Origin of the sequence: Algibacter luteus (assembly GCF_900141715.1) — a bacterium.
Classification (GTDB): domain Bacteria; phylum Bacteroidota; class Bacteroidia; order Flavobacteriales; family Flavobacteriaceae; genus Arenitalea; species Arenitalea lutea.
Map to the genome: position 1 here is coordinate 220,920 of NZ_FQYK01000002.1, position 26,745 is coordinate 247,664.

Below are 26,745 nucleotides of genomic sequence, written 5' to 3' on the forward strand. Positions count from 1 at the left end.
AAAATTGAGACCCATTCCAGAAATTGTTGCAACACAAAAATCATTTTTTAGATCACAGAAAACTAAGGATGTTTCAGATAGAATTTCACTTTTAAAAGCCTTTAAGGTTGAAATAATAGCAAATGAGGAAGCTATTTTAAACGCACTTCATCAAGACTTTAGAAAGTCTGGTTTCGAAGCGTATTTAAGTGAGTTCGGGCTAGTTATATCACAGCTTAACTTAGCCATTAAGAATCTAAAACAATGGACTAAACCACAACGCATTCCAGCATCTTTATTAACCTTTCCTTCAAAAGACTTTATTTACAAAGAACCATACGGGACGGTATTGATTATTGCCCCCTGGAATTATCCGTTTTTATTAGCTTTAGAGCCATTAATTATGGCCATTGCCGCTGGAAATACAGTGGTTTTAAAACCAAGCGAATTAACAAAGCAAACCTCTAAAATTATAACCCAAATAATTAAAAATGTTTTTGAGGAATCACAAGCCATTTCTATTGAAGGTGGTGTTGAAACATCGACAGCGCTTTTGGCTGAAAAATGGGATTACATCTTTTTTACTGGAAGCACGAAGGTTGGAAAAATTGTTGCTGAAGCTGCTGCTAAACATTTAACACCTGTTACCCTAGAGCTAGGTGGAAAATCACCCTGTATAATCGATAATACCGTTAATTTAAAATTGGTTGCAAGACGATTAATTTGGGGAAAACTACTCAATGGCGGACAAACGTGTATTGCGCCAGATTATATTATCGTAAAAACAGAAATTAAAGAGCGTCTCATAATTGCCTTAAAAACAGAAATAATTAAAAGATATGGCGAAAACCCTGAAACTTCACCAGATTTTCCTCGAATAATTAATCAAAAGAACACTAAAAGATTAGCTGCGCTACTTGAAAGTGAGAAGATTGTATATGGTGGCGTTATCAAGGAAGAAGATTGTTATGTTTCTCCAACTTTAATTGACAATCCATCGCTTTCTAGTCCGATAATGCAAGAAGAAATATTCGGACCAATATTACCGATAATTCCTTATCAAAACCAAGAGGATATTGAACATATTATTTGGAATTTGGATAAACCTTTATCACTTTACGTATTTTCAGAAAACAAAACTTTTATAAAATCTGTTCTAGATAAATTTAGTTTTGGTGGCGGCGTTATTAACGATACATTGATTCATTTCGGAAACGATAAATTGCCGTTTGGAGGCGTTGGAGCCAGCGGTATTGGTAATTACCATGGCGAATACGGTTTTTATGCGTTCTCAAACTTAAAACCAATTGTTAAACGAGGTCTTTGGTTTGACCCTACGTTTAGGTATGCTCCTTACCAAAGCAAATTAAAGTTATTAAAGAAAGTATTTAAGTATTTTGGCTAATTAAGCTAAAGGATAATCTAAGGTGAGATTAACCCCATTTCCGGGTTTAGAACTTATATCTAAAATAGCTTTAATTAATTGGGCTCTACTTTTCATATTAATCAACCCGGAACCTTGTTCTATTTCATTAATATCAAAACCTTTACCGTCATCTGTAGCAGTAATAATTATTTTTTCAGGTCTGTAATCTAGCGTAATACCAATGTTTTTAGCCTCAGAATATTTTACTGAATTAGACAAAAACTCTTGAAGAATTCTAAAAATGATAATTTCATGTTTTCGGTCGTTAAACTCAACTTTATCACCTATAATTCTGAGCTCAGCTGATGTGAATTTCATTTTTTTAAGTCGGTCTAACTCGTTAGTGATAGACTTCTCAAAGCCAATATTCAAAATTACATCATTATTTAATGTTCTAGATAGCGATCTTACCTCTTTCAAGCCATTGCTAAGGGCATCTGTGGTGTCTTTAAACTTTTCTTTAACATCGTCTGAAACTTGCATTTTAAGTATGCTTAATTGCATGCTTGCGAATGATAATAATTGCCCAACATTATCATGCAATTCCCAACCTATATTTTTTAATGTTTGTTCTTGAGCTTCTGTTTGAGCTTGAATTATTTCGGCTTCAAAAGCTTGTTGTTGCTTTATCCTTTCTTGAAGAAGTTTATTTTTTCGTTTTTGAAAAACAACAAAAAACACAATAACTAGTGATGTAATGATAATTAAAACTAAAATCATATACACTAATAAATATCGCTCTGAGGCTGTACTTGTTAATCGTTCTGCGGTTTGCACCATAATAAAGCAAAGGTATAAGTTAAATACATAAACATATTTGAATAGAGATATATCTTTTTTTGTAAAGTTATATAATTCAAATCGCCAAAAAATTCTGGATGCCTAAACGGCTTACTCAAATCCACTGAGCTATAATACATGCTGTAAAATATCAGAGGAGTTGTAATCAACCACCAAATAAATATCACAACTGAAATATAAAAATTTAATGATCTATAAAAAAATAAAACTTTTTCACTTCGTAAGAGTTCGATAAAATAAAATGTGCAGCAAGTAAACACTATGATGGCTCCAAAAACACTTAAAATTGGAAAAGACATGTGAAAAAATTTATTCCCGTTCGCTATAATATAAACTATTGAAAACACGAGATATGAATAGCCAGTGTATTTTAAAACAGTTTTTAACCTGTTATTTTCAATAATCTTAAAGTAATAAAAATTAAAAAAAAGTATGGCTCCAATTTTCCAACAAATCGTATATAACCAATAGTTTTTTTCAATTAAAGTACCCATAAGAAAATGCAAGAACTCGTTGGGTCTCACATAAATTATATACCCTCCTACCAATTCTAAAATGGCTACATAAATTAAAAAGTATATGAAATATTTAACTACTGAATTACTAAATTTTCTATAAACAAATATACCAGTTACAGCTGCCAATATTTCTAAACTCTTTGTGAGTAAAGAATAATTTTCAATTAAAAAATCATTCATTCTTTAAGATTATGTTCCTTCTCCGGACTACACCAAATAAAGGCAAATGTGAAAGTTAAATACATAAAAATATTAGAGAACAGAAAAATTTTCCATTTTAAATGAATAAAATCCCAATCAACGTTCCTAAAATAAATATGAAAGAACACTAAAGGTGTAATTATTAACCACCATAAAAATATCGTAGCTGCAATGTAAAAATTAATAGATTTATAAAAGTATAAAACGGTATCGCTTTCCAAAATTTCTAAAAAATAAAATATAGCACACATAAATATAATAAGGGCTCCGAGTACACTAATGATTTGAAATGGTCTGATAAAAAAATCACTGAAATTAAGAGCTATATAAATGAGGCAAAAGCATAGAAAAGCATAGCGACTTATTTTTAAGATAATACGAAAACGCTTTGTTTTCAATATTTTTAGAAAATAAAAGGAATAAAACATAATACCTCCTATGCTCCAAAACAATGTACCCCACCAATAATTTCTTCTAAAAACCGTGTCCTTAAGAAAACCTAAAATACCGTTATTTTCAACCAAATAAGTATACATCGACACGATTTCAGCGAAAGCAATAAACACTAAAAAGTATATAAAATATTTAGTGTATGTGTATTTATATTTCTTGAAAAGTAATATTCCAGTTACCGCAGCAAGAATCTCCACAAAATGTGTTATGTGTATGTAGTTTTTTATTAAGAAGTCATCCACAAGATTAATTTATTCCAGTTTTATCTGGTTTACAGAATATTAGGGCAAAGGTGAAAGTTGAATACATAATGATGTTAGCAATTAAATAAATTAAATATCTCAATCGAATATATTCAAAATCTCTATTTAGTAAATAAATATCGAAAAAAACAATAGGCGTTATGATTAACCACCAAATAAAAATGGCAAAACTGATATAAAAATTTAACGATTTATAAAATATTAGAATTTTATTGCTTCTAAGTACTTCGATGAAATAAAATACTGTGCAAAAAAATATGACACACGCACCAAAAATATTTATAGAAGGAAAAAATCGAATAAAATAATCATCCCAATTTAATACAATATAAATAATCGAAAAAACTAAGAAAATTAAACCAATAACTTTTATAATTAATTTAAACTTTTTCGTCCTTAATATTTTGTTGTAATAGTAAGCAAAAAATAAAATGGCGCCTACTTTCCAAAACAAAGTTGACCACCAATAGTTTTTCTCTAATACTGTGCCCTCTAAAAAATTTAAAAACCCATCATTTTTAACATGATGGGTGTATGTACTAACAAAATCACCAAAAGAAAGATATATTAAAAAATATATAAAATACTTTGCATGAGTATACTTATATTTTTTAAAAAGTACAATTCCAGTTATAGTTGCCGTTAACTCAACAACTCTGGTTATTTCAGTTCTATATTCAAATAAGATTTCTTCCAAAAATCTTATTACTATTGAGGATAGTTCTCATCACCTCCTCCTCCATCATTAAATGGCGGTGCAGGAATATCATCATCAGACGGAGGTAATAATAGATTTAAACTGCTTGCCTTTGATGTGTTTTTAGGCCCAGTTGGAACAATAAACATCGTGTTTCTATTCTTTTTAATAGGGTCTTTTACTTTTCCGTAATTACCCAAATATACTCGAACACCCGTCATGGTATACCCTAAAGTATCAGATTTTGCTTTGGCATAAGCTAAATACGCATTAACATCATCTAAAGACCACCATACAGAACGAATTTTCTTTTTTGAACCTTCTACTTCTAAAGTAGAATCAACTTCAGTTGGATTTCGTTCTTCCCAATTCTTGCTAAGCAATTTAGCTTCAGCTACCGATATAGTGTCTTTGGGTATTTTATTTTCTGCATACATAGTTGGTTTATCATCACATTGCCTCGGACAAAAATAATACGTTAATACTGCTCCAATGATTATTCCTAAAATAATTGGTCCTAGTTTTTTCATGTTTTAAAAAGTTGTTTAGTTAATAATAGCTTGCTTAAAAATAGTAAAAAGATTTAACTATTGTAAGAATACTTGTGTTATAAAGATTTTTTGGTAATTCGTAATACTTAACAAACAGTCGAACAACTTTTTTACAACATTATATTATATCGCTTATAAATTAATAGCATAACTATGTTTTACTTCGTTGATAACGAACATGCTGTGTGTACTTCCAATATGGTTAATACGCGTTAATTTATTTACCATAAATTCTCTAAATGCTGCCATATCTTTAACTAAAACCTTAAGTAAATAATCATAATCGCCACTTAAATGGTAGCATTCCAATACTTCGTTTAACTCTTTTACCTCCTTCTCAAAGCTTACAACGAACTCTTGACTGTGTTGAACGAGTTTGACATGACAAAATACTACAAAATCGCGCTCAACTTTCTGTTTATTCACAATCGCAATATAACCATCTATAAATCCTTCTTTTTCTAGTTTTTTTATTCGTTCGTAAACAGCTGTAACTGACAGCCCCAAATTATTAGAAAGCTCTTTATTGGTTTGTTTACTATCCTTTTGTAGTAATTCTAATAATTTTTTATCTGTAGCATCAAATATCATAGTTGAATATATTTCTTAAAATAGGTAATAATGAAGTAAATTACAATTTTATTATCTATAAATAATACATTTTTTAGATTTATTTTCTACAATTACTATCTTATATTGTTTTTTAATCTAAAATTAATCAATTTTGAACTCAATAATATTTGTTTTCTAACCCATTCAACACTACAAAACTATAAATCATGGCATTTAAACCCGCAAATAACATTCAAGATCTCCAATATTTTGGCGAATTCGGAGGAGTTAATCCTTCCATATCTGATAGTTCAACTTACACTTTCCTATCTGCGAAAACGATGTTTGATACTTTTGAAGGAAATGCCGATGGTTGCTATCTGTATTCGCGTCACTCCTCGCCTTCAAATTTATATTTAGGGGAAGCCCTTGCTGCTATGGAAGGTACAGAAACGGCGAACGTATCGGCCTCTGGTATGGGCGCAATTACACCCGTAATTATGCAACTTTGTAGCGCTGGAGATCATATCGTTTCTAGCAGAACCATATACGGCGGTACTTATGCGTTTTTTAAAAATTTTACGCCTAAATTTAATATTAACACCAGCTTTGTTGATATTACAAAACTTGATTTGGTTGAAGCAGCAATAACTAAAAACACCAAAATAATTTACTGCGAATCTGTTAGTAATCCGTTGTTAGAAGTGGCCGACATTAATGGTTTAGCTAAAATTGCCAAAAAGCATGGTTTAAAATTAGTAGTAGACAATACGTTTTCTCCCCTTTCAATTTCGCCTGCAACCTTAGGTGCAGATATTGTAATTCACAGTTTAACCAAGTTTATTAATGGCTCTAGTGATACCGTTGGTGGTGTGGTTTGTGGTACTCAAGAATTTATAAATGACTTACGTAATGTCAATGATGGTGCTTCGATGCTTTTAGGTTCAACTATGGATAGTCTGAGGGCTGCTTCTATTTTGAAAAACCTAAGAACATTACATATTCGTATGCAACAACACAGTAAAAATGGCTTGTATCTTGCAGAAAAATTTGAAGCTGATGGTTTAAAAACAGTTTATCCTGGTTTAAAATCGCATCCTTCACACGAATTATTTAAAACTATGATGAATAAGGATTACGGCTTTGGGGGTATGTTAACCATAGATGTTGGCTCAATAGAGAAAGCTAATGAGTTAATGGAACTTATGCAAAACAATAATTTAGGATATCTTGCTGTGAGTTTAGGGTTTTATAAAACCTTATTTAGTGCTCCGGGAAGTTCTACTTCATCAGAAATTCCAGAAGAAGAACAAAAGGAAATGGGCTTAAGTGACGGATTAATTCGATTCTCTATTGGATTAGACGCAGATATTGAACGCACTTACCAAATGATGCATGAATGCATGGTGAAGCTAAATATTCTGAATTAAAAATAGACAATTAGCACAACTAAATTTTTAAAAGTAAGTATTAGGCACAAGCATCATGTTGTAATGCTCTGTAATATGCCAATTCGTTTGAGATATCAATGGTATCAACCTGAATAGACTTTTTAATGGAATTATACTGCTGAATTACTTGTGATAATTCAAATTTATCATCAAACTGAGATTCTAATTCTGAAAGATAAACGAGTGTTTCTAAATTTTTTCTTAACCTAAAATAAAGAACGCTTATTTTAGAATCCAATTCTAGGTTACTAAATTTTCTTTTGGGTGACGATATACCAATTACTCTTGATGCCTTATTATTAAAACTCTTAATGGGATTGTAACTCTTTGGTTTTTCAATTTCAGATAGATGATTTACAACTTCGCTATTAACATAAATATTTAAAACTGGATCGACATTTTCATCCGACCAAAATGAAAAAAAGGATATAAAATATATTTTAAATAGATTAATAAATGAGGACATTTTAATAATGGATTAATTGTTTTAATATTTGGACCCCAATTAACAATTTGGTCACAAATCAAACGTAAACAACTTAAAATCAGTTAAATAAAAGTGCAAAGTATAATCCTTAAACCGCTCAATATACGTCAAATTAGACGTTCACAAAAGATTCAATTAAACTTAAAACAGATTCTAGATTCCTTTAATCCTTATCCATAAAGTATTAATAATATCACCTAAACTTTCAAACTTAGGTTTAAAGGGTTTCATGTTTAACCTGTTACCATCTTCGTAGAGCCTTAAACTAAAAACAGATGTGTTAGGATTATCAAGATCTAACAGCGGGTATCTAAGGTCGTTATATTCAAATTCATTTTCACCTAATTTATATACACTGTAATACTGGTTACTAAACCAAGCTAAATCTTTTATGTCTTTATAATCTGAAGGTTTTAAATCGCGTTGTTTAGGAACTTTTTTAAAGTCTAAAAAGCTATTTTTCGTATCCATTAGAGAATAATCAGAAACATAATATGAACTCTCGGTTTCTGCAATTCCATACCACAATATATTATTAAAAATTGCTGGTTGCGTACTAAATCTAGTGGCACTAATATAACTTTCTTTTAAAGATTTTCTAAAAACGGAATCGATATATAGCTTGTTTCCAAAAGTAAAAAGCATATAAACAGAGCTGATACCTATACCGGTTTTTAGCAAAAACCGTCTTTTTAAAGATGTACGTTTAAAAAACATTAACGCTATCATGCAAACTAAAAAGGGAAACGTGTAAGCAGGATCTGCAACTGCAATATTATTTAAGGCCACTCTATAATTACTAAAAGGGGCGAATAATTGGGTGCCATAAGGTGTAAAACAATCTAAAATAGGATGTGTAAACAACGACCAAAAGAATAAACTAATCCAGTCTTTTAGCGTTGTAGAATTTCGACGCTTACCAGAATTATATAATTTATAGGTAAGCCAACCAAGTATTATAGCTGCTAAAATTGAAAATAAAATAGAGTGCATGAATCCTCTATGAAACAACATGGCATCAATTTCGTTGCCATAAAGCCAACTTCCCACCAAAACATCTAAATCAGGAATAGTGCCTCCAATCGCACCAAATAACAAAGCTTTATTGCCTATTTTCTTTCCAAGCACAGCTTCTCCGCATGCTGCTCCTAAAACAATTTGAGTAAGTGAATCCATATTTAGCTAGCAAAGTTAACTAACTAATTTATATAAACAGCTATTGAGGAATTCGTCTTAGCCAAACAGCCACACGCGCACTATTTATATTGCCAACTTCAGTTATTGATCTGAAACCTAAAGTGGTTCCTGACGGGATTGCAATAGGTGTCGCTAAAACTTCGGTGTAAGACATATTATCATTGGCACCGGAAGCAGTAAACCTAAAAAGCTCTGTAAAGGTATTATTTGCTGAAATATCTCCCACGCCCATAATTAATGTATCGGTAGCATTTAAAGTATTATCGGCATGAAAACTTACGGCATAAGCTTCCCACGCTTCTGGTAATGGAATACCAATAAAACCAGCATCGCCATTTCCATAAGACCATTGCGAATTGTTATTGCTAATACTACCTGCTTCTTCTGCCCAAATAACAATCTTCTCGTACGCAACTTTGTTTTCGCCTATTTGTTGCCAATTGGTACCATCACTCTGTAATTGAATTGTAGTTCTGCTTTTTATGGTTGAAGTTACTATGCCATTCAAATTGGTAAAATTAGACACCGTGGTAACATTACTAGTTGGATTTTTAATACAATATATTCTACCCAAACAAGCACTCGCTAAAGGTAAAGTGATTGTGGGATTTCCAGACAGTATTACGGTATGATGAGAATCATTTAGTGTGAGACTGGATGAAGTTGTTATTATATTTAAAGATAAAGAACCATTAACATCTAAAGTTGATAGCGGATTCGTTGTGCCTATCCCAACCTGTGCAAACAAATTTAAACATAATAACAAAAAAAACTGAGAGACTATTTTTTTCATTATTTTACAAGTTAATACTTAACGATGATTATTCAAAAAAAGTGTGGCATTAAATACATTTGTGTGAATTATACAGTTGCAAAAAGTTCAAATGCTGTGAAATACCTTTGATTTTAAGATTATTTCGAACGTAGAAAATATAACTCATCAGGCATTAACGCGGACTGAATATCCAAATTAGAGGCTTTTGGTTCTATATTTTCTTCCATAGCGTTCTCTTTGAAATTATAATTTGAATTTGATTTAGAATCAGATTTGCTGTAAATCATAAAATAAAGAACTACAAATACGAATAATAATGATAAGGCAAATAACATTGGAACTAACAATTTGAGGTTTACTTGATTATGACCCACAAAATCAATTAAGTCACATCATTTTGAAAGAAACATAGAAAATCGTAACATTACAGGACCAAAAAAATCCGAATGAAAAAGGACAAGAATATCTCTGAATTTAAAGCAGATACCCAAACTATCATAGAAAATAAAGAACTAAATTTTTTAGAAGCTTTAATTCCTGTGATTATCCTAATGGGACTTCTTTTTTATAACATTGTATTTGCAGAAGGCGAACTTTTAGGGGCATATTCTAATCAATTTATTCTACTTATTGGAGGTTTAATTGCAGCTTTTGTCGGCTTCTTTAATAAGGTTTCCATATTAAGAATGGTAACCGAAATTTGGGAAAATCTAAAGAGTGTTTTTATTCCAATCATGATTTTATTTCTAGTGGGTGCTTTAGCCGGTACTTGGTTAGTTAGTGGTGTAATTCCTGCCATGGTTTATTATGGGTTACAGGTACTAAGCCCAGAAATATTTTTACCTGCTTCTGTCATCATATCAGCCATTATATCTATAGCTACAGGTAGTTCATGGACAACTTCTGCAACTGTTGGTATTGCATTGGTTGGTATAGGAACTGCTTTAGGAATAAACTCTGGTATGATTGCTGGAGCTGTTATTTCAGGTGCTTATTTTGGTGATAAAATGTCACCCTTAAGTGACACTACTAATCTTGCGCCAGCGATGGCAGGTACCGATTTATTTACACATATAAGATATATGAGTTTTACAACGGTGCCAACAATAATCGTAACCTTAATTGTGTTTAGTATTTTAAGTTTCGTTATCAAAACTACTGGAAGCGCAGATGTTAGTAATTTATTGCAAACTATAAAAACTACTTTTAATATTTCTCCTTGGCTATTTTTAGTGCCTTTAGCAGTTATAGCACTTATCCTCCTAAAAACAAAACCATTAATAGCCTTAAGTGCAGGCGTTATTTTAGCAGCCATTTTCGCCTTTATTTTTCAACCCGAAATACTTAATAATTTGGGATCATCAAAAATAAACTCAATAATTACATCCATGTTTTCAGATACCCAAATTATAACTGAGAACGAAAATTTAAATGACCTATTTTCGGCTGGTGGAATGAAAGGTATGCTTTGGACCATTTACTTAATTATTTGCGCCATGGTTTTTGGAGGGATAATGGACGGCATAGGTGCACTTTCAAGAATTACAAGCGCCCTTCTAAGTTTAGCAACATCTGTTTTTGGTTTATTTGCAAGTACTGTAATTAGTTGCTTAGGCTTGAATACCATTGCTTCTGATCAATATTTGGCAATTGTTATTCCAGGGAAAATGTTTAAAAAAGCCTTTCAAGACAAAGGATTAGCTCCTGAAAATTTAAGTAGAACTCTAGAAGATTCCGGAACCGTTACCTCGGTTTTAATTCCTTGGAATACCTGTGGCGCTTATCAATCAGGTGTTTTAGGTGTGGGTGTTAGCGAGTATTTCTTTTATGCTATATTCAATTGGCTAAGTCCGTTTACAACTTTACTTTTTGCAGCCTTTTCTATTAAAATAAAGCAATTAAAAACTCAAAAACAATTCTAACTCACTCATTTTCAACACGCATAAATAAATACTATTTCTCAATAAGTATTTAAAATTTTATGTAGCTCGATACTCTACTCTTGTATACTATTTTTGCGGCTGTAAAACCGAATTATTAATTATTAAAAAATAGAATACTTATGTCTTTAGTAGGAAAAAAATTCCCAAATTTAAATGTAGATGCCATGAATGACATGGGCGATACTTTTAAATTAAATGTATTAGAAGAAGCTGTAAACAACAAGAAAAAAGTGGTGTTATTTTGGTATCCAAAAGATTTCACATTTGTTTGTCCAACTGAATTACATGCTTTTCAAGCCGCTTTACCAGAATTTGAAAAAAGAAACACAATTGTAATTGGTGCATCTTGTGATACGCCTGAGGTTCATTTTGCTTGGTTAAACACTGAAAAAGATAACGGCGGTATTGAAGGTGTAACTTACCCAATTTTAGCGGATAGCAACAGAAACTTATCTAGTGTTTTAGGTATTTTAGATATTACCAACGAAACCTACGATGAGGAAACAGGAACAGTACAAGTTGAAGGCGATAACGTAACGTACAGAGCTACTTATATTATTGATGAAGATGGTGTTGTACAACACGAAAGTGTTAACAACATGCCTTTAGGAAGAAATGTTGGCGAGTACATCCGTTTAGTAGATGCATTAACACACGTTCAAGAAAAAGGAGAAGTTTGTCCTGCAAACTGGGAAGAAGGAAAAGACGCTATGAATGCGAATAGAAACAGTGTTGCTGAATATTTATCTGCGCACGCAAACTAATTATGATGTTAAAGGAATTAAACGAAGATAATTTACAAAGTCTTGTTGCCGAAAACGAAACTGTAGTGGTACAGTATTCAGCAACATGGTGCGGTAACTGCCGTATAATGAAACCAAAGGTAAAAAAATTAGCTTCAGAGCTTGAATACGTTACTTTTGTGATTGCAGACGCAGAAAAATTCCCAGAAAGCAGAAAGTTAGCAACGGTTGATAATTTACCAACCTTTGCTACTTTTAAAAATGGCGCATTTGTAAATCAAGTGCAAACCAACAAATTTGATGTTTTAAAAGATTTAGTAAATGAAGTTACCAGTAATTAAACACTTAACTCAGTTTATTGAAGACAATGACGAGGATTACATTGTTGAAACCATTGAAACGTTAGAAGCTTTAACAGAAGTATCATCTTTAAAAGATGAAGAATTAGATGTTATTGGCGAATTGATTTCGAATATGTATGGAGCCATCGAAGTTCATAAAATGACCAAAGAAGGTACGCCCAAAAAGGAAGCTTTAAATAGTTTCATGAGTCGCGTTTTGGGTTCGATTGACAAATAATTGAAAAAGAGAAATTGACTTTTTATAAAACCACTTTGTGTAAGCAAGGTGGTTTTTTTGATTTATCAGCACACTCCTTTTATTAAAAATTAACTTACCTTAGTTTCAAACTAGATAAAGCACTTCAATTGTAAATACATACTGTGTTTCAATTTAACTTTATCAATTAATTTGTAGCTCAATACAAAATGAATAAGTATGTCATCTTAACCATTAGTTTGTTGATACTATCGTGTTCTGAAAAAAAACCTTCAGACAAAGCATTGATAGATAAAACAAAAATCAACCAAAGCCTAAGCAAAACTTCAATTGTTATTTTAGGCACTATTCAAGATGCTGGCTCTCCTCAAATTGCCTGTAAAAAGGATTGTTGCAGTACGCTTTTCGATAATCCTGATGTTAACAGACAAGTTATTTCACTAGGGCTTATTGATAAAGAAAATGATAAAGCATATTTATTTGAAGCAACGCCAGATATTGGAACACAGATGAAAATATTAACCAGCCTAAACACCGAAAACAATAATGAAATTGTAAACGGAATTTTTTTAACTCATGCCCATATTGGTCATTATTCGGGTTTAATGTATTTAGGAAAAGAAGCCATGGATGCACAAAACACGCCAGTTTTTGTCATGCCAAAAATGAAAGACTTTTTATCTAAAAATGGGCCTTGGGATCAATTGGTTCTACGAAAGAATGTGGAACTTCATGAAATGGAAAACAGAAAATCAGTCAATTTATCTACATCCCTTAAAGTGACGCCTTTTATAGTACCTCATCGAGATGAATACTCCGAAACCGTTGGCTATCGAATTGAAGGACCAAATAAGAGTGCATTATTTATTCCAGATATTGATAAATGGGAAAAGTGGGAAAAGGATATCATTGAAGAAATAAAAAACGTGGATTACGCTTTTTTAGATGCTACTTTTTATAGTGGTGAAGAACTTGAAAACAGAGATATAAGCCAAATACCTCATCCATTTATAATAGAGAGTTTGGAGAAATTTAAAGGACTGAGTAGTAAAGAAAAAAACAAAATAATTTTCATTCATTTTAACCATACCAACCCTGTGATAAATCATGATAGTAAGGAAAGAAAGCTGATTCATGACCAAGGCTTTCACATAGGCGAAATTCAAGATGTTTTTGAGCTCTAATCCAATGAAAACAATGCACTTAAGTGCTGATATCAACTTAATAGATTTACTATCACGCTATAGCCTTTTTCTTTGGCATAATCTATTGCCAATTTCCCTTCATTGTCTTCAATAAATTTATCTGCTTTATGTTTTAATAATAGTTTCACTACTTTTTCTTGATTATACATTGTAGCGAATATTAAAGGTGTATAGCCAAGGTTATTTATTGCATTTATATTAGCCCCAGCTTTTATTAAAATGTTTGTTAAATCTGTATTTCCTTTAAAGGCTACACCAATTAAGGCTGTATTTCCGGAACCATCGCAATCATCAACTGAAGCATTATGCTTTAAAAGTGTCTCTACAACATCTTTTTTATCAAAGTAAGAAGCGAAGATTAAAGGCGTAAATCCCCTAACATCTTTGGCATTTGCAAGTTCTGGGTTTGTCTTTAATTGGGCTTCAACCGTTTCTAATTGACCTTGTTGTAAAGCATTAAAAAATAGCTCAACTTTATTCATATATTCTTAAATAAAAAATTAAAAAAGACTATCTAAAAAATTATTTAAATAGTCTTTTATAAAAATCTCAAATGATTATTATTTCAAATCGAAACGATCTAAATTCATCACTTTAGTCCAAGCAGAAACAAAATCTTTAACAAATTTTGCCTCACCATCGCTTGCACCATATACTTCACAAACAGCTCTTAATTCGGTATTCGAGCCAAAAATTAAATCGGCACGTGTGCCTTTGAATATGACTTTTCCTGTTTTACGATTGCTTCCTTCAAAATATCTATCATCATCAGAGGTCGCTTTCCAAGTGTATGTAAAATCCAAGATGTTTTTAAAGAAATCGTTAGTAAGCGAACCAACTTTATTTGTAAACACGCCGTAATCCGATCCGTCATAATTAGCGCCTAACACGCGTAAACCACCAACTAAAACAGTCATTTCTGGCACCGATAAGGTTAATAAATTAGCTTTATCAACTAATAAATCTTCCGCGGCAATTTTTAAATCGCCTTTAATATAATTTCTAAATCCGTCTGCAATGGGTTCTAAATACCCAAATTGCTCAATATCGGTTTGTTCTTGTGAGGCATCACCTCTACCTGGAGTAAATTCAACTTTATTAGCATAACCGGCGTTTTTAATAGCTTGTTCAACACCAACATTTCCTGCCAATACAATTAAATCAGCTAAAGATACTTCTCCTTTAAAATTGTTTTTAATCCCTTCCAGAACCTTTAACACTTTGTTTAATTCTGCTGGATTATTCACTTCCCAACTACGTTGAGGTTCTAATCTAATACGAGCGCCATTTGCACCTCCTCGATTATCCGACCCTCTAAATGTTGAAGCAGAAGCCCAAGCGGTAGTAACCATTTGCGAAACGCTTAAACCAGAATCTGAAATCATGTTTTTTAACGACGCGATATCAGAAGTACTCAACTTATAATTCACTTTTGGAATCGGGTCTTGCCATAACAATTCTTCCTTCGGAACTTCAGGACCTAAATAACGTGTAGTTGGACCTAAATCTCTGTGTGTTAGTTTGTACCAAGCACGAGCAAAGGCCTTTTCAAATGCTTTATGATCTTTATGAAAACGTTTAGAAATTTCTAAATAAGCAGGATCGGTTTTTAAAGCAATATCTGCAGTGGTCATCATCAATTCTTGACGCCCATTTGGATCGCCCGCTTTAGGAGCCATTTTAGCTTTTGAAGCTGCTGTTGGTTTCCATTGGTGCGCTCCTGCTGGACTTTTTGTCAATTCCCAATCGTAATTCAATAATACATCAAAATAATCGGCATCCCATCGTGTTGGGTTTGGCGTCCAAGCACCTTCAATACCACTTGTAATCGCATCATCTAAAACGCCTGTTCCGAATGTGTTTTTCCAACCTGTACTCATCTGCTCAATAGGTGCTCCATGAGGTTCAGCACCTACGTATGTATTAGGATCAGCAGCGCCATGGGCTTTTCCAAAGGTATGCCCTCCTGCAACAAGTGCAACGGTTTCTTCATCATTCATTGCCATTCTTCCAAAAGTCTCTCTCACATCGTGTGCGGAACCCATTGGGTCTGGCTTTCCGTTTGGTCCTTCTGGGTTTACGTAAATCCAACCCATCATAACAGCGGCTAATGGGTCTTCTAAATCTCCATCTTCATATCTATCTTCGTTTGCGCCCCATTCTGTTTCACTTCCCCAATAAATATCTTGTTCTGGTTCCCAAACATCTTCACGTCCACCTGCAAAACCAAACGTGGGGAATCCCATAGATTCTAAAGCGCAGTTTCCTGCCAGAATCATTAAATCTGCCCAAGAAATTTTATTGCCGTATTTCTGTTTTATAGGCCATAATAGTAATCGTGCCTTATCTAAATTGCCATTATCTGGCCAACTATTAATAGGAGCAAATCTCTGATTTCCTGATCCGGCTCCTCCTCGTCCATCGCCTACTCTATAAGTTCCTGCACTATGCCACGCCATTCTTATCATTAATCCACCATAGTGTCCGTAATCTGCTGGCCACCACTCTTGAGAATCTGTCATAAAATCTTTAAGATCCTTTTTTATGGCATCGTAATCTAAACTTTTAAAGGCTTCTGCATAATTAAAATCTGCTCCCATAGGATTCGATTTTGTAGCGTGTTGGCGGAGTATGTTTAGTTTCAATTCGTTTGGCCACCAGTCGCGATTTTTTACTCCTCCACCAGAAGTATGCTTAACTGTACCACTTAAAAATGGGCATTTACTAGCATCGGAAGCGTTCATACCCGATACTTTCCCATGATGATTGTTGTTATCCATTGTAAAACGTATTTATATTTAGTGTTGATTATTAAAAAATTAGAATGTCTTAAAGTTAATAAATTACAGACTTAAAACCGACTTAAATTTATTTTTTAATGCTATAACAGGATTGATAAAATTTATAATGAACCTCTAAAATGATAGTTTTTAAATATACTATAACAGAACATAAAAACAATTACCATATAAAACCAGATAACTTTGATCAAATTCAAAAAAATAATTAGGATTAAGCTATTTAATATTACTATTTTAGATGTTCAATTTAAAACATTAAAAAATGGCTACAGTAACTCTTAAAGGATCACCAATTAATACATCAGGAAACTTACCAAAAGTGGGCACAAAAGCTCCAGACTTTTTATTAACTGCAACAGATTTATCTGTTAAAAGTTTAACGAATTATAAAGGATCAAAAGTGGTTTTAAACATTTTTCCAAGCGTTGATACTGGTACTTGCGCTCAATCTGTTAGGGAATTTAATCGAGAAGCAGGCGAATTAGAAAACACAAAAGTACTTTGTATTTCTCATGATTTACCTTTTGCTCATGCCCGTTTTTGTGGTGCTGAAGGATTAGATAATGTCATCAGTTTATCTGATTATAAAGATGGAAGTTTTGGAAGAGCTTATGGTTTAAACTTTGTAGATGGACCGTTAGAAGGCTTGCACTCTAGATCAGTTGTAGTTTTAGATGAAAATGGAACCGTAATTTATACAGAACAAGTTGGCGAAACTGTTGATGAACCAAATTATAAGGCTGCTCTAGACGCACTTTACAATGCCTAAAAAAGAATCTTTTACCGAGAATCGATTAAAAAGTGTTGGATACGCCTTTAAGGGCGCTTTATTGCTCGTAAAAACAGAGGCGAGTATAAAAATTCAGCTGGTTATTGCTATTATAGTAACTATTGCCGGATTTTATTTTGAGATTTCTTCCTATGAATGGATTATTCAAATTCTTGCGATTGGATTGGTAATGAGTATCGAAGGCGTTAACACTGCTATTGAAGAAATAGCAAACTTTGTGCACCCAGAACGTCATCCAAAAATTGGCTTAATAAAAGATATTGCTGCCGGAGCTGTTTTTATAGCTTCGGTTTTTGCAAGTATAGTTGGCTTAATTATTTATCTTCCGAAGATTTTTTAAAATACTATATCGCTTAGGATAAACGTTAGTAATTTGTATTTTTGTCCCATTACTAAATAATGGAATTGAAGTATAAAATTTTAAAGATTTCATTTTTTGAAACAACAAACCATTAATGGCTAAAAGCAAACCCAAAACTAAACGAGCACCTAAAAAACCGTTGAAAGCGCCTAGTTTTAAATTATCTAGCCAGCAGAAGTTGGTGTGGGGCAGTTTCCTTGTCATACTCGGATTATTACTTTTTATAGCCTTTGTTTCTTTTATTTTTACTGGTGAAGCAGACCAAAGTACACTATCAAATTTTACTTCCAGAGAAATAGAAACTCAAAATTGGTTAAGTAAATCGGGGGCATGGTTAAGCGACTTTTTTATTCAACGCGGGTTTGGTATTGCATCTTTTATTTTTTCAGGATTAATCTTTCTTTCGGGCGTATATGTTTTAATGAACATTAACAAAACAAAACTAAGAAAACATTGGTTTTGGGGCGTACTTATCATTGTTTGGTTGTCTATCCTTTTAGGCTTTTTTGGTCATAAAAATGATATCCTTGGTGGTACATTCGGTTTTGAAATTAATAGTTTCCTTCAAGATTATATTGGTAAAATAGGAACCATTCTTTTACTCATATTCGGTTTTATCACCTATTTAGCCATTCGTTTTAAAGTGACTTTTGAAAGTATTGCTAAAGTATTTACATCTGCTAAAAAAGATATAAAAGACGATCTTTCAGAATTAAAAGAAGATATCATTGTTCCGTTAGATAACAATTTATCTGAAGAAGCTGAAGCCATCAAATCTGCTTTTGAAATACCTTTAGAAGAAAAAACAGCTGAACCGCAAACAAAAGTTAAACCAGTTGCTGAATCTGCTCCACTAGAAGTTAAAACGCCAATAGTTGAGGAAGAACCCGAAATAGAAATTAAAGTTGAAGACGTTAAAGAGGAAGTCTCAGAATCTGATAATCTTGCTAACAAATTGGTTGAAGATTTCGGACAATTCGACCCTACGTTAGAGCTTGCCAAATATCAATTTCCTACCCTTGACTTATTAAAAAAGTACGATACTGAAGGCATTACCATCAATCAAGAAGAACTTGAGGAAAACAAGAATAAAATTGTTGACACCTTAAAAAATTACAATATTGGAATAGCCAGCATTAAGGCGACTATAGGGCCAACAGTAACGCTTTATGAAATTGTGCCAGATGCCGGAATTAGAATATCAAAAATTAAAAATCTCGAAGACGATATTGCATTATCGCTTTCAGCATTAGGTATTCGAATTATTGCGCCCATACCCGGAAAAGGAACTATTGGTATTGAAGTACCAAATAAAAAATCGACCATTGTTTCCATGCGCTCTGTTATTTCATCTAAGAAATTTCAAAGTTCAGAAATGCAATTACCTATAGCTTTAGGTAAAACCATTAGTAACGAAACCTTTGTGGTAGACTTAGCTAAAATGCCTCACTTACTTATGGCGGGGGCTACAGGACAAGGAAAATCGGTTGGATTGAATGCAGTATTAACTTCGTTACTATACAAAAAACACCCTGCTGAAGTAAAGTTTGTTTTAGTTGATCCTAAAAAAGTAGAGTTAACGCTTTTTAATAAAATTGAGCGTCATTATTTGGCAAAATTACCAGACAGTGAAGACGCTATTATTACCGATAACACCAAAGTTATCCATACATTGAATTCGCTGTGTATTGAAATGGATAATCGATACGAACTTCTAAAAAACGCATTTTGCAGAAATATTGCTGAATATAACGAGAAGTTTAAAGCACGTAAATTAAACCCTAATGATGGGCATCAATTTCTACCATATATAGTTTTGGTAGTTGATGAGTTTGCCGATTTAATCATGACTGCGGGTAAAGAAGTAGAAACGCCTATTGCACGTTTAGCACAATTAGCTCGTGCCATTGGAATTCATTTAATCATTGCAACACAACGTCCATCGGTTAACGTTATTACTGGTATTATTAAAGCCAATTTCCCTGCGCGTATCGCGTTTAGAGTAACCTCAAAAATCGATTCAAGAACCATTTTAGATGGCTCTGGAGCCGACCAACTTATTGGTCGCGGAGATATGCTTTACACCCAGGGCAACGATTTAATTCGTGTACAATGTGCTTTTGTTGATACGCCTGAAGTTGAAAAAATTACCGACTTTATTGGGGCTCAAAAAGCCTACCCTGATGCTTATTTGCTTCCTGAGTATGTAGGCGAAGAAAGTGGCACAAGTCTTGATATAGATAAGTCAGACAGAGATAAACTATTTAAAGATGCGGCAATTGTAATTGTAACGGCACAACAAGGTTCGGCTTCGCTATTACAGCGAAAACTAAAATTAGGTTATAATAGAGCTGGTAGATTAATTGACCAGTTAGAAGCCGCAGGTATAGTTGGACCTTTTGAAGGCAGTAAAGCCAGACAAGTTTTAGTCCCTGATTTGTTAGCTTTAGATAAATTATTAGAAGACGAAATATAATTAAATGTGTTTTCCGCAATTGACACTGAACACAGATGAAGAGCGGAAATGAAAAAATAAACTTTCAATGAAAAAATTAGTAACCATAGTATTAATAGCCTTATCCGTTAACGCATTTGCTCAAAACAATGCCAAAGCATTACTCAACGAAGTATCTGAAAAAGTAAAGAGCTACGATAACATCTCTTTAGATTTCAAATACACTCTGGAAAACCTTTCAGAAAACATCAAACAAGAAACCAAAGGCGATGTGGTTATGCAAGGTGAAAAATACAGATTAAACATTTTAGGTGTTACCCGCTTATTCGACGGTAAGACTTTGTATTCTATAAGTGTTGAAGACGAAGAAGTTACAATTTCTTCGGATATTGATGATGAAAATGATGCGATTACACCTAGTAAAATGTTATCATTTTATGAAGATGGATACACCTACAACCTAGATATTACTCAGAATATAAACGGTAGAAAAATTCAATATGTAAAATTAACACCTATTGATTCTAATTCAGAAATAAAAAATATTCTCTTAGGGGTTGATGCGCAAACAAAACATATCTACAATTTAATTCAAGTCGGTAAAAACGGTACAAAAACAACGCTTGTTGTTAATTCTTTTAAAACAAATGCCCCTTTATCAAAAACCTTATTTACCTTTGATGCCAATAAATATCAAGATTATTACATCAATAAACTAGATTAGGTTCATTCATTGAAAATACTAGATCGTTACATAATAACCACATATCTTAAAACTTTTCTTAGCGTGTTTGTCATACTCATGCTAATTTTTGTTTTACAAACCATTTGGCTTTATATCAAAGAGTTGGCCGGAAAAGATTTGGATATTCTTGTTATAGGGAAGTTCTTATTTTATTTCATGCCAAAACTTATCCCACTAGTTTTACCATTAACTATCCTTTTAGCATCCATAATGGTTTTTGGAAGTTTTGCCGAAAACTATGAGTTTGCGGCCATGAAATCTACTGGTATTTCACTACAACGCGCCATGTCTGGGCTGAGTGTATTTATAGTTATTCTTGGTATAGTCACTTTCTTCTTTTCAAATAATGTTATTCCTTGGGCAGAATTAAATTCATATAACCTGAGACGAAATATAGCCAAACTAAAACCCGCTATGTTACTTGCTGAAGGACAATTTAATCCTGTGGGCACTTATAATATTAAATTTGCCGATAAATACGGTGATAAAGATCAGTTTTTAAAAGATGTGACCATTCATATAAAAGGAAATGATGGTAGAACCAACGCCACGGTAATAAAATCGAAAACTGGCGAATTGGCAAGTGAAGAAAACTCGAATGTTTTAAAACTGATTTTAAACGATGGGCATTATTACAGCGATGTGACCCCACAAGACCGTAATGCTAGAAATAGAAAACCATTTGCTAAAAGTACGTTTGAAACGAAAATCATCAATATTGATTTATCAGAAATTAATAATGTAGATTTTGATGAACAATCGCAAACCGATAAATACAACATGCTAGATGTTAAAGGGTTGAATAAAACCATTGACTCACTTGTTGTGAAATTTAAAAATGAAAACGAATCGTTTTCGACAAATTTACATTTTAGATCTGGGCTTAACAGAACTAAAATCCCAAATCAAAAAGAAGCAGATTCAAGTTATACAGGTTCGCTTTTAGATCTTTTTGACACTAAAAAGCAGATTGCCATGGTTGATGTTGCTATTAAGTCTACAATAAGCTCAAAACAACTTATTATATCTAATGAAGCCGCCATGAAAAATTCTAAAGCTTGGTTAAACAGACATATTATTTCATTACATGAGAAATTTGCTTTAGGTTTTGCCTGTGTTATCTTATTTTTTGTTGGCGCACCTTTAGGTGCCTTAATTCGTAAAGGTGGTATTGGCTTACCAATGGTAATCGCGATATTATTGTTTTTAACCTATCACTTCATTGGTATTTTTGCAACGAATAGTGCTAAAACCGGAGAATTTAACCCCATTTTAGCACCGTGGTTTTCAACGCTAATTATGTTTCCTCTTGGAGTTTTCTTAACTAAAAGGGCTACAGCAGATAGAGGTTTATTTGAATTCGGAAATGTTATAGAACCATTGAAGAATGCGTTTAAAATAAAAGACAAAAACAGTGTAGATTATAAATTTTTATCGGATTATAATAATGATGAACTCTTAAACGTCATTAACAATTACGACGATTTAGGCCATCATGAAGAGGTTCGATTTAAAGCTATAGAGTTATTAAATTCAAGAGGTATCACCAGCAAAGACATAAGTGCAAGTGGTGTGATTATCGACGACAAATATTTTACTTCAGAGTACATAAAAAAAGATTACAACGAGCACTCAAAATTCGCGTTTGTGCTTTATATTATTGGTGTTTCGCTATTAATATTGTTTTTTGTTTTTAAAAATAATAAGCTACCATCTTTATCATGGCCATCCATACAATTAAGTGTTGTGGCGCTAGTATTATATGTTGTTTATTTTATCAAATCGATAATAAATGCGTTTCAATTTTATAAGCATATCGATAAAAAAGAGAAGCAACCCAATGTATTTCTTTTAGTATTAGGACTACCTTTTTACTTTATCACTTACCTTTTTTTAAATGAAAAAATGAAAGGCGACTTAAAGCTAAATTGTTTAGAATCTTTAAAATAAGGCCTATCTTTGCACTATGATGGTGAAAACTATGACACAAAACGTAAAACAAGAGTTTAAATTAAATACAATACACGAGGCTATTGACGACATTAGAAACGGTAAAGTTATTATTGTTGTTGATGACGAGAATCGTGAAAATGAAGGTGATTTTTTAGCTGCTGCCGATAAGGTAACGCCGCAGATGATTAACTTCATGGCAACTCATGGTAGAGGTTTAATATGTGTACCATTAACTGAAAACCGATGTAAAGAGCTTGAGCTTAATATGATGGTTCGCAACAATACCGATCCTATGGAAACTGCTTTTACGGTATCTGTAGATTTAAGAGGCAACGGCGTTACCACAGGAATTTCAGCTAGCGATAGAGCTAAAACGGTAAAAGCTTTAATAGATCATGACACCAAGCCCTTTGAATTGGCAAGACCTGGTCATATTTTTCCGTTGGTTGCTAAAGAAGGTGGTGTGCTACGACGAACAGGACATACTGAAGCTGCCATAGATTTTGCAAGATTAGCGGGCTTAAATCCTGCAGGTGTGATTGTAGAAATCATGAATGAAGATGGCTCGATGGCGCGTTTACCTGAGCTTTTTGAGGTTGCTAAAAAATTAGATTTAAAAATTGTTTCTATTGAAGATTTGGTGGCATACAGAATGCAACATGACTCTTTAATTGATAAAAAAGAAGATTTTCAAATTGAAACACGCTTTGGAAGTTTTAGATTAAGGGCCTATGAACAAACTACAAATAACCAAGTACATATAGCTTTAACAAAAGGTATTTGGAAAGATGATGAAAAAGTACTTACTAGAATAAACTCCACGCTTATTAATAACGATATTTTAGGAACGCTTACTAATAATGCTGATAAACAATTAGACAATATGTTTAAGGTTATTAATGATGCTGGCAAGGGTGCTATTATCTTTATCAACCAAGAAGCACAGTCAATGAATATTTTAAATCGATTGGCATTTCTAAAAGATCATCAAGAACCAAATACCATTGCACGAGCTCCAAAAATTAATATGGACACTCGAGATTTTGGTATTGGTGCTCAAATATTACACGACTTAAACATCCATAAACTGCGATTAATTTCTAATACTGAACAGACCAAACGCGTTGGTTTGATTGGTTATGGTTTAGAGATTGTTGAATACGTGAAATATTAAAAAAAGGGCACTTTCAATTAAAATTTTAATTGAAACTACCCTTTCTTACGAGGACTAACTCAAACTTACTTAATTACTATTTTTTTGGTTGTGCTACTGCGGCCAATTGATGCTTTTACCAAATACAAGCCAGACTTTATATGGCTTACATTAATATTCTTGTAATTAGGTGATTCCATGATTTTAAGACCTAAAACAGAATACAGTTCTACTTTATCTATAGGTGTTTTAGATGTAATATTGATAATCTCTGAAACCGGATTAGGGTACACTTTAAAGTTTTCACTATCAAAAACTGTGGAGCTTAATGGTCCTGCGACAGAATTATCCGTTTCTTCTTTATAATAAGGTTCCCAAACGCTTCCAGACCAACTCCAATATATTAACTCTTCTAGATTGTCGTTAGCATCATATGCACTCGTTTCTAAATCTTCATTTACCCACTGGGCACCATCCCAAGACTGCCAAGTAAATTTTGTTTGCAACATCCCATTATATTCTAGTAAATATTGTTCGAATGGTTGGGTTTCCCAACTACCATTGGTGTACTTATAAATTTCAAGTTTCGTTAATAAACCACTGGTGTATGTTGCAATTGCTCTTTCAATTGGATCCCACATCATAGTAGTAGTGTTCCAAAGGCTTTCAATTTCCTCCACGGGCTGCCCTGAAGTATTATGTGAATACTCAAACTTGTCTTCATCAACCCAAACGCCATTCTCAGATTTTTGAAATGTTATTCTAATTAGGTTGCCATTTAGATACTCGTTTTTGGTTCTAAATGCATCAGTAAACATTTGCGTTACAAAATTATAAGATTGATCGGTTTCGTATTCTAATTCCCCAGATAGGTTATAAGTATAGACGGTTTGAGCAGTAGTTTCCCATTGCAACGTCACGCTATTCCAGAACTGTGTTACCTCTAGAATAATATCATTATTGGCGTTATAGGTTTTTAAATCTTGATATAGGACTTCTCCACCGGGAAAACTCGATGTTATAATACTGGTTTCTTTATTACCACCATTGGCGTAAATATATTGCTCTGTGCTATGTTGGTTCCAATCTGGATTACCATCCCAAGAGTAAATGCGCCTTTCATCTACTTTATAAACGGTTTGCGCATCACTTGAATAACCAAATGATAGAAAAAATAATACGGCAAGAAGTGTCAAGTTTTTCATGATTAATAGCTTTAAAGATTTGTATTACAGAACCATCGAATAAATTAAAAATGTGAGCATGTTTAATTTAAATCCTTAGATATACTGATGAACTAAACTGTTGCTATTAATGGTTAGAGAGCCATTATAAATTGCTTATTAATACAAATGATATCCACAACTGGGTGCGGTATTTAGTACTATAGAAGAATTAGCGGGAATTATAAATGTATGAAATAAAACACTACAAATCAAGTTTCTATAGTGTTTTATTTTATTGAAAGTTTAGAATTTATAAAGTGCCGATTTTATGACTTCGGCCATTTTAGAAGCGCGCACTTTTACCTGTTCTTCGGTCCATGATAATTTGATTAAACATGAAATATTTCTCGAGATATAGTTATCAGACTTTGAGAAATCTTTAGTTTTTAAATACGCTAAACCGTCTTTTACTTCTTTTGAAATTGGAAACAGCGATTTTAAATCTTTTAAATGATTCCATTCTTTAATGTAATGCCAGTTGTTGTTGTAGTAATTCCAGCAAACATCAATACCATTGTCGCTAAAGCCTTTTAATACTTTGTTTACAATTTCTAAATTGGGTAGAAAGAAGTTAAAAAAAGCACCACTCTCCTCGCCTCCTTCTGGAATGGTTCTGAAAGTTACTTCGGGAATATCGGCTAGGGCTTCTTTTAAGATGTTTAAGTTTCGGCGTTGAATTTCTAAGAATTCTGGCAAACGTTTTACTTGTGCTAACCCAACGGCAGCATGCAATTCTGAGATTCTAAAATTATAACCAATAAACGGGTGTTTTTCTGCACCACGATCGTTACCGATATGGTCGTGACCATGATCGCTATAGTGGTCGGCGTTTAGATAGTAATCTTTATTATTGGTAATCACTGCACCACCTTCGCCACAGGTTATGGTTTTTACAAAATCGAAAGAGAAGCAACCCAAATCGCCAATGCTTCCTAAGGGTTTACCTTTGTAGGTACCGCCAATGGCTTGACACGCATCTTCTACTAAAAGGAGGTCGTGTTTGTTACAAACGGCTTGTAAGGCATCCATATGGGCCATACTCCCACACATTTGCACCACCATAACTGCTTTTGTTTTTGGCGTGATAGCTTGTTCAACTGCATCTGGGTTTAAACCAAGAGTATCATCGATATCTACCAACACGGGGATGGCTCCGAGCATCATAATGGCCTCGAAACTGGCTACGAAGGTAAATGTTGGCATAATGACCTCATCGCCCGCTCCAACGCCTGCAGAGGCTAAGGCTACTGATACGGCTGCGGTTCCGCTAGAAACGAGTTGCACGTGTTTAGATTGAAAGGTGTGTTGTAATGCAGCTTCTAGTTCTTTGGCTTTCCAATGGCCATTGCGCATACCATCGAAACCGTAACGCATCAGCACGCCATTGTCTAGCACATCGTTAACTTCTTTTCTTTCTAATTCTCCAAATAATTCGAATCCTGGCATAATTTTGATTTTATA

The 26,745-nt window shown here is 33.1% G+C and carries 24 protein-coding genes; 13 read left to right on the forward strand and 11 right to left on the reverse strand.

What is annotated here, in order from left to right:
- The first annotated feature begins 4 nt into the window (after nucleotides 1-4).
- Nucleotides 5-1,384, forward strand: coding sequence for an aldehyde dehydrogenase (locus tag BUA46_RS04425; RefSeq protein WP_019387551.1), 1,380 nt, complete (start codon nucleotides 5-7; stop codon nucleotides 1,382-1,384).
- Here the strand turns inward: BUA46_RS04425 and BUA46_RS04430 are convergent, their stop codons facing one another.
- From BUA46_RS04430 to BUA46_RS04455, 3 genes are all read right to left on the reverse strand, one after another.
- Entirely contained in the window at nucleotides 1,385-2,185 is an 801-nt protein-coding gene (locus tag BUA46_RS04430) for a sensor histidine kinase (RefSeq protein ID WP_019387552.1), read from the reverse strand.
- Between the two features lie 2,164 nt (nucleotides 2,186-4,349).
- Nucleotides 4,350-4,868, reverse strand: coding sequence for a hypothetical protein (locus tag BUA46_RS04450; RefSeq protein WP_019387556.1), 519 nt, complete (start codon nucleotides 4,866-4,868; stop codon nucleotides 4,350-4,352).
- A gap of 153 nt (nucleotides 4,869-5,021) precedes the next feature.
- Nucleotides 5,022-5,480 carry an Lrp/AsnC family transcriptional regulator gene (locus BUA46_RS04455; protein WP_019387557.1) on the reverse strand — a complete coding sequence of 153 codons (459 nt, stop codon included), beginning with the start codon at nucleotides 5,478-5,480 and terminating at the stop codon, nucleotides 5,022-5,024.
- A gap of 188 nt (nucleotides 5,481-5,668) precedes the next feature.
- On the opposite strand from BUA46_RS04455, the gene BUA46_RS04460 reads away from it, so the two are divergent.
- Nucleotides 5,669-6,871 carry an aminotransferase class I/II-fold pyridoxal phosphate-dependent enzyme gene (locus BUA46_RS04460; RefSeq protein WP_019387558.1) on the forward strand — a complete coding sequence of 401 codons (1,203 nt, stop codon included), beginning with the start codon at nucleotides 5,669-5,671 and terminating at the stop codon, nucleotides 6,869-6,871.
- A 40-nt stretch (nucleotides 6,872-6,911) separates the two neighbouring features.
- Here the strand turns inward: BUA46_RS04460 and BUA46_RS04465 are convergent, their stop codons facing one another.
- The 4 genes from BUA46_RS04465 to BUA46_RS15030 all read right to left on the reverse strand — a co-directional run bounded on the left by BUA46_RS04465 (nucleotide 6,912) and on the right by BUA46_RS15030 (nucleotide 9,686).
- A complete protein-coding gene (locus BUA46_RS04465) occupies nucleotides 6,912-7,358 on the reverse strand; it encodes a hypothetical protein (RefSeq protein ID WP_019387559.1) in 447 nt (148 codons plus the stop codon).
- Between the two features lie 174 nt (nucleotides 7,359-7,532).
- Nucleotides 7,533-8,555, reverse strand: a complete 1,023-nt coding sequence (locus BUA46_RS04470) for a metal-dependent hydrolase (protein ID WP_019387560.1) — start codon at nucleotides 8,553-8,555, stop codon at nucleotides 7,533-7,535.
- Nucleotides 8,556-8,595: 40 nt separating this feature from the next.
- Nucleotides 8,596-9,369, reverse strand: coding sequence for a hypothetical protein (locus tag BUA46_RS04475; RefSeq protein WP_019387561.1), 774 nt, complete (start codon nucleotides 9,367-9,369; stop codon nucleotides 8,596-8,598).
- A gap of 119 nt (nucleotides 9,370-9,488) precedes the next feature.
- The gene (locus tag BUA46_RS15030; protein WP_143148073.1) at nucleotides 9,489-9,686 is read right to left on the reverse strand and encodes a hypothetical protein; all 198 of its coding nucleotides are present in this window, start codon (nucleotides 9,684-9,686) and stop codon (nucleotides 9,489-9,491) included.
- A 111-nt stretch (nucleotides 9,687-9,797) separates the two neighbouring features.
- On the opposite strand from BUA46_RS15030, the gene nhaC reads away from it, so the two are divergent.
- The 5 genes from nhaC (at nucleotide 9,798) to BUA46_RS04500 (ending at nucleotide 13,779) form a co-directional block, all read left to right on the forward strand.
- Nucleotides 9,798-11,273: a Na+/H+ antiporter NhaC gene (gene nhaC, locus BUA46_RS04480; RefSeq protein WP_019387563.1), complete on the forward strand. Its 1,476-nt coding sequence runs from the start codon at nucleotides 9,798-9,800 to the stop codon at nucleotides 11,271-11,273.
- A gap of 140 nt (nucleotides 11,274-11,413) precedes the next feature.
- Nucleotides 11,414-12,058 (forward strand): peroxiredoxin, encoded by a 645-nt coding sequence (locus tag BUA46_RS04485; RefSeq protein ID WP_019387564.1) that lies wholly within the window; start codon nucleotides 11,414-11,416, stop codon nucleotides 12,056-12,058.
- Nucleotides 12,059-12,063: 5 nt separating this feature from the next.
- On the forward strand, nucleotides 12,064-12,378 hold the full coding sequence (locus BUA46_RS04490) for a thioredoxin family protein (protein WP_026010039.1): 315 nt from the start codon (nucleotides 12,064-12,066) through the stop codon (nucleotides 12,376-12,378).
- A complete protein-coding gene (locus BUA46_RS04495) occupies nucleotides 12,359-12,616 on the forward strand; it encodes a DUF6952 family protein (RefSeq protein ID WP_019387566.1) in 258 nt (85 codons plus the stop codon). Before BUA46_RS04490 ends, BUA46_RS04495 begins: the two co-directional genes overlap by 20 nt.
- A gap of 188 nt (nucleotides 12,617-12,804) precedes the next feature.
- On the forward strand, nucleotides 12,805-13,779 hold the full coding sequence (locus BUA46_RS04500) for an MBL fold metallo-hydrolase (RefSeq protein WP_019387567.1): 975 nt from the start codon (nucleotides 12,805-12,807) through the stop codon (nucleotides 13,777-13,779).
- Nucleotides 13,780-13,811: 32 nt separating this feature from the next.
- On the opposite strand, the gene BUA46_RS04505 is transcribed toward BUA46_RS04500, so the two are convergent.
- Nucleotides 13,812-14,282: an ankyrin repeat domain-containing protein gene (locus tag BUA46_RS04505; RefSeq protein WP_019387568.1), complete on the reverse strand. Its 471-nt coding sequence runs from the start codon at nucleotides 14,280-14,282 to the stop codon at nucleotides 13,812-13,814.
- Nucleotides 14,283-14,360: 78 nt separating this feature from the next.
- A complete protein-coding gene (gene katG / locus BUA46_RS04510) occupies nucleotides 14,361-16,580 on the reverse strand; it encodes a catalase/peroxidase HPI (protein ID WP_019387569.1) in 2,220 nt (739 codons plus the stop codon).
- 283 nt (nucleotides 16,581-16,863) lie between these two features.
- On the opposite strand from katG, the gene tpx reads away from it, so the two are divergent.
- From tpx to ribB, 6 genes are all read left to right on the forward strand, one after another.
- Nucleotides 16,864-17,370 carry a thiol peroxidase gene (gene tpx, locus BUA46_RS04515; RefSeq protein WP_019387570.1) on the forward strand — a complete coding sequence of 169 codons (507 nt, stop codon included), beginning with the start codon at nucleotides 16,864-16,866 and terminating at the stop codon, nucleotides 17,368-17,370.
- Nucleotides 17,363-17,731: a diacylglycerol kinase gene (locus tag BUA46_RS04520; protein WP_019387571.1), complete on the forward strand. Its 369-nt coding sequence runs from the start codon at nucleotides 17,363-17,365 to the stop codon at nucleotides 17,729-17,731. Before tpx ends, BUA46_RS04520 begins: the two co-directional genes overlap by 8 nt.
- 115 nt (nucleotides 17,732-17,846) lie before the next feature.
- The gene (locus BUA46_RS04525; RefSeq protein WP_019387572.1) at nucleotides 17,847-20,228 is read left to right on the forward strand and encodes a DNA translocase FtsK; all 2,382 of its coding nucleotides are present in this window, start codon (nucleotides 17,847-17,849) and stop codon (nucleotides 20,226-20,228) included.
- Between the two features lie 67 nt (nucleotides 20,229-20,295).
- Nucleotides 20,296-20,931, forward strand: coding sequence for an outer membrane lipoprotein periplasmic chaperone LolA1 (gene lolA1 / locus BUA46_RS04530; RefSeq protein WP_019387573.1), 636 nt, complete (start codon nucleotides 20,296-20,298; stop codon nucleotides 20,929-20,931).
- A 9-nt stretch (nucleotides 20,932-20,940) separates the two neighbouring features.
- Nucleotides 20,941-22,902, forward strand: a complete 1,962-nt coding sequence (locus BUA46_RS04535; protein WP_081496186.1) for an LptF/LptG family permease — start codon at nucleotides 20,941-20,943, stop codon at nucleotides 22,900-22,902.
- Between the two features lie 31 nt (nucleotides 22,903-22,933).
- Nucleotides 22,934-24,079 carry a 3,4-dihydroxy-2-butanone-4-phosphate synthase gene (ribB, locus tag BUA46_RS04540; protein WP_026010040.1) on the forward strand — a complete coding sequence of 382 codons (1,146 nt, stop codon included), beginning with the start codon at nucleotides 22,934-22,936 and terminating at the stop codon, nucleotides 24,077-24,079.
- Nucleotides 24,080-24,144: 65 nt separating this feature from the next.
- Here the strand turns inward: ribB and BUA46_RS04545 are convergent, their stop codons facing one another.
- On the reverse strand, nucleotides 24,145-25,263 hold the full coding sequence (locus BUA46_RS04545; protein ID WP_019387576.1) for a T9SS type A sorting domain-containing protein: 1,119 nt from the start codon (nucleotides 25,261-25,263) through the stop codon (nucleotides 24,145-24,147).
- 264 nt (nucleotides 25,264-25,527) lie between these two features.
- Complete coding sequence (locus tag BUA46_RS04550) at nucleotides 25,528-26,730, reverse strand: DegT/DnrJ/EryC1/StrS family aminotransferase (protein ID WP_019387577.1); 1,203 nt, start codon at nucleotides 26,728-26,730, stop codon at nucleotides 25,528-25,530.
- Between the last annotated feature and the right edge of the window lie 15 nt (nucleotides 26,731-26,745).